The following is a 4,458-nucleotide window of genomic DNA, read 5'->3' as shown; positions in this document are numbered from 1 at the left end:
CGTCCCCGAAGCTGACCCCTTTCATGGCGTTGACGCCGACTGCCGCGGCTGCCAGTTTGGCATCCAGCTTCGTGTCCCAGCTGACATAGCTGCCAAGTCCTGCCGGCAGGCCGTTGGCCACCAGGCGGATGATCCCGCCCAAAGTGTCGCCCTTTTCCTTGGTCTCCGTGATCAGGCGGTGAATCGGTTCCACCTTGTCCTGGTCGATGACGTGCATGTCGTTTTGAAAAATTTTCTCCCGGATCTCGCTGACATCCAGTGGCTTTTCTGAATCAGCTGCAACCTGCCCCACCTGCGCCACGTAGGCAATCAGATCGATATCCAGCTGCCGCAAAAATTGCTGGGCAATATTGCCTAAAGCTACCCGCAGGGTGGTTTCTCTAGCAGATGACCGCTCCAATACATTGCGCAGGTCGCGGTGGCGGTACTTCATCCCTCCAACCAGGTCAGCATGGCCCGGACGCGGCCGCTCGAGCTTTCTTTGGGAATTTTCCGCCGTCTCCGGGGCCGTCGGGGACATGATCTCGCCCCAGTTGCCGTGGTCGCGGTTCTTGACCACCAGGGCCACCGGACCGCCCAAGGTCACCTGGTGCCGGACCCCGCCGACGATTTCAACCTGGTCGCTTTCGATCTTCTGCCGGTCGCCTCGGCCAAAGCCGCCCTGGCGCTGGTGCAGAGCGCGGTTGACCTCATCAATGTCAATCTTAAGCCCTGCCGGCAGCCCTTCAATAATTGCCGTCAATTGCGGCCCGTGGGATTCACCTGCTGTTAAATAATACATACGTTCTCCTTTTTCCTGCCTCAATTGGCTGAGGCCTTCCAGACAAATTTTTCAAAAAATCACCGAGAGGCGGTCAGCAGCTGGCCTTCAGAGTCGTTCCATTCCCGGCAGAAATCCAGAATCTGGTCACAGATTTCTTCAGGACGCAGCTGGTCGGTTTGAATCTTCAAGCTGGCCACCCGCTCGTAGCGGCTCTGCCGGCTGGCTTTCAGCTTCTCCAGGCCAGCCGGATCCAGCTTGTTGGCAATCGGCCGGTTGCGGTCATTGCCGATTCGGTCAACGATGGTAGAGATTTCCGCGTCCAGCAGGATCACCGGGGCACCGGAATTGATCAGGCAGGCCGCGTTGTCGTCCCGCATCGGCGTGCCGCCGCCAGTCGTGATCACCGCGTCCTGGCCGATGTTGTCCAGCAGGGCCTGGTGTTCAGACAGGCGGAAATGTTCCTCGCCGAAACGGGAGAAGATTTCCGGGATGGCCAGCCCCTCCCGGGCCACGATTTCCTCGTCCAGGTCGATCTGCCGCTGCTTGAGCCGGGCGGCCAGCAATTGGCCGATCGTCGTTTTACCACATGCCATGAAGCCAACTAATACAATTCTCATTTTGTCCACTCTTTCAATAATCTAAAAAATAAAAACCACCTAGTTTGAAGACGTCTTCAATCCAAGTGGTTTCTTTACGATAAAGAGTGGGCTTCCTGCCCGGCCAGCTAGATTGAATTGCGTATCTAGCAGGCACATCAAACAATTGGCTAGCTGAGATACGGACGTCTCGCGTCCGCACCAGCAGACGCTTTAGTCGAAATAAGCATAGCCATAAAAGAAACTAGTTATGTTTGATCTGAGCAAGTTCATCGTTTGATCCTCTCTTTAAAATGATTTTTTAATTAAAATTATTAAAACATCTCTCATGCATTCTGTCAAGCACTAAAGGAAAATTTTTTATTATTCTTCAAGCCGCGGCCGGTAATAGCGGCGGCCATCCTGGGACAAAAGTGGCGGCGTGAATTCACCGGGTTTGGTCGTTGACAGTTCGGTGGTGATGGCATTGACAGCCGCGTCCAAATCATCGATCCGGTGCAGCAGCTCGGCTTCCAGCAGGGCTGGCAGTTTCGGGGAGCCGTATTCATAGCGGCCGTGGTGCGACAGGACCATGTGTCTGAGCAAAAGCAGGTCCTCGCTGGCCAGGTCGATCCCCAGCTCCTGGGCAGCCAGCATCAGCTGCTCGTCGATCAAGACCAGGTGGCCGATTAGGTTGCCCTCAGCAGTGTACTGCGTGGCTACTGGCCCGGAAAGTTCCAGGACCTTGCCCATGTCGTGCAGGATGCAGCCGGCATAAAGCAGGGACCGGTTGACTGCCGGGTAGTTGTCAGCCAGTGCCCGCGCGTCTTTAAGCATGGTCAGCGTGTGGAAGGCCAGCCCGCCCTTGTAGGCGTGGTGGTTGGACTTGCCGGCCGGGTAGGCGAAAAAGCGCTGGGACCATTTTTTCAAAAGAAAAGTCACCAGGTCATGCCAGTGCTGGTTGGCAATCTTGTCCACGAAAGCCCAGATCTCCTTTTCCATCTTCTGGGAGGAAGCCGGCGCTGAGGCAACCAGCTGGCTGAGGTCGACTTCTTCATCGGGGCTGACTGGATGGATGCTGAACAGCTTGATCTGGTCATGGTTGCGGTAGTCCTCGATCATCCCTGAAGCTTCAACCACCGTGCCGGCATTGAAACGGTTGGCGTCTTCCGCGCTGGCCTGCCAGTAATTGGCCCGGATGCTGCCGGAAGAATCGGCCAGCTGCATCAGCAGGTAGTGGTTTCCTTTTTTATCTTGGCGTAACTGGGAACTTTTGACGATCAGTACCAGGTCAAACTCTTCCCCTTCATTGTAATCCAGCAAACGTTTAAGCACGCTAGTCCTCCCTTGTGTATCTGATTGGCTCAAGGCTGACTGCCTCAGCCAGGTCTGCCCGCGCGGTGAAGACCAGGATCTGCTTGTCCTGGCTCAGTTTCTGGAGCAGGTTCACGATATAGCCGGTCCGCGGGCCGTCAAAGTTGACGAACGAGTCGTCAATCAAAATCGGCAGATCGATCTTGTCCTTGATCTGCATGACAAAAGCCAGCTTGAGCGCGAAATAGAGCTGCTCCTGGGTCCCCCTGGACAGATAGGCCAGAGGAATCTTCTTTTTGTCGGCTCTGACCACCTTGAGCGGGGTCTTTTTGCTGATCTTGGCCGGCAAAATGATTTCCCCGTACCGGCCGCCGGTAAGCAGGGACAGGTATTCCTGGGCCAGCTTCAGCATCTTCGGGAACCGGTCATTTGACGCCAGGTCCAGGGTCCGGCCGATAACCTCGCCGGCCAGGAGGCTGGCCAAGTAGTCTTGGCTGTCGCGGCGGAAATTGTCCGCGATTTCGGCCAGCTCCTGCTTGTCCTGGGCCACCTGGCTGGAGCGGGCATAGCGCTTCTCTTCAGCCAGCACGTTGGCAATTTCCTGCCGGCGGGCTGAAAGCTCTGCCTGCTTGCCGGCCAGCTGCTCTTGGGCCTGCCGGCCCTGCTGCTTGAAGCGGTCAAGGTCAAAGCCGGCTTCAAAGACCGCCAGCTGGTCGCCCAGGCTGTTGCTCAAGGCCGTGATCTGGGCCTTTAAGGCCAGCTGCTCCTGGCGCTGCTTGGCCAGATCCTGGTAAGCTGCCAGGTTTTGGACCCCGGCCTGCCGGTAAATGTCCAAAAGCTGGTCGGTCAAGGCACTGATCTGCTTTTGGTAGTTCAGATTGGCAGCGCTGGTTTCCTGGTAGGCCCGCAGGGCCGCCGCTGCTCTCTCCGTTTGCTCTTCTTCCTGGCTGATGCGGCGGGCCAGAGTTTCCGGATTGGCTTCCTGCAGGCCAAGGCGGCCGGCCAACTCCTTGAGCTGCTCTTGCTTAACGGCCAGCTGCTCTTGGGCAGCCTGCTGGTCCTTGCGGCTGAGAGCCAAGTCCCGGTAGGGCGAGATCAGGGAATCGAGCCGGCTGGCTGGATCAAGGCCGTATTTTTCCTTGAAGGCCGCGGCCTTGTCTGGTCCCGGGGCGGGCTTTTTAAAGTAGCTGTAAGCCGCCAGGGCCAAGCCGGCAATAATCACCAGCACGGCCAAAATCCGGTTCACGGCCAGCAGGGCCAGGCCGCAGGCCGCTACAATCAAGCCGGCATATGGCGGCAGGGCCGGCTGCGGCGCTGGAGCTGCCTTTTGGCAGTCTTCCCAGTCTGCCTCAAGCTGCTGGAACTGGTCCATGGTTAGTTTCTGCACCTGGTCCAAATGCGGCGTCAATTCAAGCAGGTTGGCCTGCTTTTCCTTGAGTTGGTTGATCTGCTGGTTCAGCAGGTCCATGCTCTGCTGCAGCTGGCTGAGTTCCTGGCGCCAGGAACGGACCTGCTCTTTGCGCTTGGCCAATGCTTCCGGATCAACCGCTTCGCCCGTTTCCTTGACCGCGGCCTTGAGGGCCTTGATCTGGGCGTTCAGGTCAACTGCCTTTTGGTAAAGGTCAGAGTCAAAAGCGACCGGACGCAGCTGCTTTTTCAGTTGCTGGTAGTTCTGGTAGTTCTGCACCTGCTCGAACTGCTTGGTCAAAGCCGCCAGCCGGCCGCTGATTTCCTGCCGGTCTTTTTCCAGCTTGTCAGCTTCCCGGCTTGCGGCCAGCCGCCGCAATTCCAGCTGCCGGTAGGCGT

Annotated in this window: 4 protein-coding genes; all 4 read right to left on the bottom strand. The window is 57.4% G+C overall.

Translation table 11 applies throughout. From position 1 onward, the window contains the following. The coding region (gene aroC, locus lacNas_RS11120; RefSeq protein ID WP_201346871.1) for a chorismate synthase at positions 1 to 781 on the bottom strand (781 nt) is incomplete at its 3' end. A gap of 59 nt (positions 782 to 840) precedes the next feature. Then, positions 841 to 1,380 (bottom strand): shikimate kinase, encoded by a 540-nt coding sequence (locus lacNas_RS11115; RefSeq protein ID WP_201330053.1) that lies wholly within the window; start codon positions 1,378 to 1,380, stop codon positions 841 to 843. 342 nt (positions 1,381 to 1,722) lie between these two features. Then, complete coding sequence (locus lacNas_RS11110) at positions 1,723 to 2,673, bottom strand: 3'-5' exoribonuclease YhaM family protein (RefSeq protein WP_201330052.1); 951 nt, start codon at positions 2,671 to 2,673, stop codon at positions 1,723 to 1,725. Position 2,674: 1 nt separating this feature from the next. Then, the coding region (locus lacNas_RS11105; protein WP_201346870.1) for an ATP-binding protein at positions 2,675 to 4,458 on the bottom strand (1,784 nt) is incomplete at its 5' end.

It is taken from the genome of Lactobacillus nasalidis, from assembly GCF_016587775.1.
Taxonomy (GTDB): domain Bacteria; phylum Bacillota; class Bacilli; order Lactobacillales; family Lactobacillaceae; genus Lactobacillus; species Lactobacillus nasalidis.
Note: the sequence above shows the minus strand (reverse complement) of the source record. Positions and strands in the feature narration are given on the sequence as shown.